The 3,643-nt window shown below is 50.4% G+C and carries 2 protein-coding genes and 1 pseudogene; all 3 read right to left on the bottom strand.

What is annotated here, in order from left to right; all coding sequences use genetic code 11:
- Positions 1–145: 145 nt before the first annotated feature.
- Complete coding sequence (locus ACESLU_RS12960) at positions 146–1,690, bottom strand: sulfatase-like hydrolase/transferase (protein ID WP_372639053.1); 1,545 nt, start codon at positions 1,688–1,690, stop codon at positions 146–148.
- Positions 1,691–1,895: 205 nt separating this feature from the next.
- Positions 1,896–3,305: a sulfatase gene (locus ACESLU_RS12965; RefSeq protein ID WP_372639054.1), complete on the bottom strand. Its 1,410-nt coding sequence runs from the start codon at positions 3,303–3,305 to the stop codon at positions 1,896–1,898.
- Between the two features lie 100 nt (positions 3,306–3,405).
- Positions 3,406–3,643: pseudogene (locus ACESLU_RS12970) on the bottom strand (arylsulfatase); the annotation flags it as partial.

Raw genomic sequence — 3,643 nt, forward strand, 5'->3', positions numbered from 1 at the left:
CGCAGCGTAACGGTTAAAAGAAGTTCCGCCCTGGTTTATAGCTTCCAGTTAAATTACTATTGGTTTCATTTGTCGTATTGTATTGCTCAGATCCAGATCGAAACGGCTCCATCTTTAACGATCAGGTTCTCCACATTTTTCATTTTTATAGATCAATCCAGTCCAATTGGTCCCACCTTTTCGGACCATCATTGCTTTGAGGAGTACCCGGGGTACTTCTGCCCTCGTCTATATATTTTTCCAGCAGTGACTTAAGTTCTTTAACCTTATCAGGATACATATGGACAAGATTAAATTGTTCAGCGGGGTCTTTGTCCAGATTATACAGCTGGAAGGGGGGCAGTCCCCGGAGGTCTTCTTCGGTATTCGGATAACTCCATCCGCCGGATCCCGGCCACAAGATAAGTTTCCATTCTTCTTTAATAATCGCAAAACGTCCGTCTATGGAATGTAATACGGTCGCCTCGCGCAACGGCTTTTCGTATGCCTGCTGCTTCAGGACAGGTGAAAAACTGTAGCTGTCTTCGCCGGCATCATCGGGCAGGTTTGTCCCCGTTAAATCTGCAAACGTGGCTATCAAGTCTGCCGTACTTATGGTTTCATCCGAGATAAACGACCCCTCGATTCCGTCCGGCCAGCTTACAAGGAAAGGAACCCTTAATCCCGCCTCATAAATATCCGCTTTATGTCCCCTGTAGATATAACTCGGATCGTGGCCCGCCTGCTGGAGTTCTTCGAAATCAGCGCGGGGCGACGCACCGTTATCACTGGTAAAAATCAGGATCGTATCATCCAAGATGCCGTTTTGTTCTAGTGCCTGCATCACCTGTCCTACCACCCCGTCCACCTGTTGAACAAAGTCCCCATACAGGTTGGAATTACTTTTGCCGATATACTCGGTAGTCGGAAGAATGGGCGTATGCGGGGCCGGCAATGCAAAGTACACGAAAAACGGGGCATTATTCGAGGCCTGTTCATTTATATATTCTACGGTCTTATTGGTCAAATGCGGCAGCACGTCCGTATGACTAAAATCAGATCCAGTCAGCCCCTTTCTCCAAAAGCCTTTGTGGTCATAGTTGACCGTGGTATCGGTGGGAATTGTCGTAGGCCGATTATTTTCAACATAGACATAGGGGGGCATATCTAGGGATGCCGGTATCCCGTAGGAGTAGCCAAATCCCCGGGCATTCGGTCCATTTTTGATGGGCTGGCTAAAATCAACCTCGGGACGAATGTTGGGATTGTCCAGGTTTTCGGGGTTTTCTCCGGCAAAATGCCAGTTCCACCCCAGGTGCCATTTCCCTACAAAGCCTGTTTCATAGTTTTGGGATTGCAGCATATCCCCAATAGTCATTCTTTCATTGGAGATCAAAGGACCGGAATATCCCCAGGTCACCCCGCTTTTCAGGGGCGATCTCCAGTTATACCGTCCCGTGAGGAGCCCATACCGAGTAGGCGTACACACCGCCGAGGTCGTATATGCGCTGGTAAAGGCAACCCCTGCCTCACCAAGCTGGTCGATATTCGGCGTGTCAAAAGCCGCATTTTCATTATAAAAGGAGACATCTCCGTAGCCAAGATCATCGGCTAAAATGACCACTATATTCGGGCTGTCCTGTCCGTGGGCATAGTTGGTAATCGCAAAGAATAAAATGCCTACAAATAAAAGTCTGCCTATGTTTTTCATAGCATAATCATAGTATATAATAAGAGACAGTAATTTAAGAATTCTCCGGCTTTTTTCTCTTATAAGTATAGGTGCTTCGTTAAAAGCTAAAATAAATTTAGATCAGTTTAATCAATACTTCTCAGCTATCAAAGAGTGGTTCCCCATTAACTGATAAATAAAGCTCTAAAGAATTCTTTTACCCAAAGCCTCTGAGAAGAAAGATTTACTGAACCTCTTTCTGCCATTGTTCCCATTTGTCGCGCATCTGCCGGAGCAGATCTGCATATTCCGGATCATCAGCTAAATTATTGGATTCGTCCGGATCCTTTTTCAGGTCGTAAAGTTCCTCATAGAGCGGCTCGCTGTCCAGATACCGCAGGTACTTGTAGCGTTCGGTTCGGACCCCTTCCGAGCGTGGAATACGGTCAGCAAAGCTGTGGTGCTCATAAAAGAACTCGCTCCGCCAGTCGGGCGGATCCTGCCCCCCTACAATGGGCGCAAACGAACTCCCCTGTACCTCCTCTGGTGGCGACAGGCCCGCCCAGTCCAAAAACGTGGGCAGCAGATCAACCATCAGTACCATCTGCTCGCGGTTAGTGCCAACCTCGGCCTCCCGGAGACCGGGATCGCGAACAATAAGCGGAATACGGATCGCTGTGTCGTGGCCCAGCCACTTGCCGGCAAACCCGCGGTCTCCTAGGTACATCCCATGATCGGAGGTGAAGACAATAATCGTATTCTCCAGTCGACCGGTCTCCCGCAGGGCTTGCATCATCTTCCCAAGCTGGCGGTCTACCCCGGTGACCATCCGGTAGTAGCGCCGCATCGAACGCTGGAAGTTCAGCGACTCGGGCGGACCAAGCCGGTAGTCCCAGCGTACCCGGTTCAGCGACTGTTGCAAGAAATCAGGTTGACTTTCAAAAAATGCCGAATCCGACAGCGGCGGAGCCGGTATCTCATCCCGCTCATACAGCACTGCCGTGGCCGGTGAGGCCGGGTAGGGCTCAACCGGGTGGAAGCCGTCCTGCACGTGCGGGGCCTTGAAGCCGACCGTCATCGCAAACGGCTTGCCGGCCGGTGCGTCGTGGATCATATCCACCGCCTGGTTGCCCAGCCGGTCGGTCAGGTGAGAGCCGCGCTCCGGAGGGTACGCCTCCGACCAGAATTGTCCCTGACCATCATACGCCCGATCATCGTCAAACATTCCCTCCCGGAACCGCCCCAAGTGCCACTTGCCAACGTATCCGGTATGATAGCCAGACTGGCGCAGCTGGGCGGGGAAGCTCATGGCCGCCTGCTCTTCGGTGAACCCGTCAAACTGGTCAAAATAGATGCCCGTACGGGCGGCATACTGGCCGGTCATCAACGTGCCGCGACTGGTGATACAGGTAGCTGTCACCGCAAACGCATTCCGGAACGCCACTCCCTCGGCGGCCAGCTGGTCTATATTTGGGGTTTGTATGATTTCATTCCCCATAAATCCAAGCGGCTCATGATCCAGATCATCCACAAACACCAATAAGATGTTCGGACGGGCGTCCCTTTCTTTGACAGTATTATCCTGAGCCACCCCTTCATGATGGGTCCCAATGATCAGAATTATAGCAATGATCAGGTAGCGTAATATGTTCATTTTATTTACGTTTATAACTACTCGAATACTTTTTACCTATTTTACAACATTATTTTAGGAATATGCAAATATAGCCAATAAGCTATGATTTTTTGGCACATTATAACTTGCCTGGGGGCCTGTTGTTGGAAGCGGGAGTATTGGTTAAATTATCGCCCAAGTCTTCCCGGGCTTTTTCAGCTAATTCTTGTAACTCTTTGACCACTTCGGGATACTGCTCTATCACGTTGTAGCGTTCCCCGGGATCCCGGCGCAGGTTATAAAGAGCCACTCCTGTAGAGACCACGTGCCGGTCACCGGGCACTCCGTCCCGTCCGGGCAATTCATCCTCATAGGTC

It is taken from the genome of Fodinibius sp., from assembly GCF_041642155.1.
Lineage (GTDB): Bacteria > Bacteroidota > Rhodothermia > Balneolales > Balneolaceae > Fodinibius.

What these genes read in the sequence shown, in the direction of transcription:
- ACESLU_RS12960 (WP_372639053.1), bottom strand. Translation starts at nt 1,690, where the DNA reads ATGAAAAACATAGGCAGACTTTTATTTGTAGGCATTTTATTCTTTGCG.
- ACESLU_RS12965 (WP_372639054.1), bottom strand. Translation starts at nt 3,305, where the DNA reads ATGAACATATTACGCTACCTGATCATTGCTATAATTCTGATCATTGGG.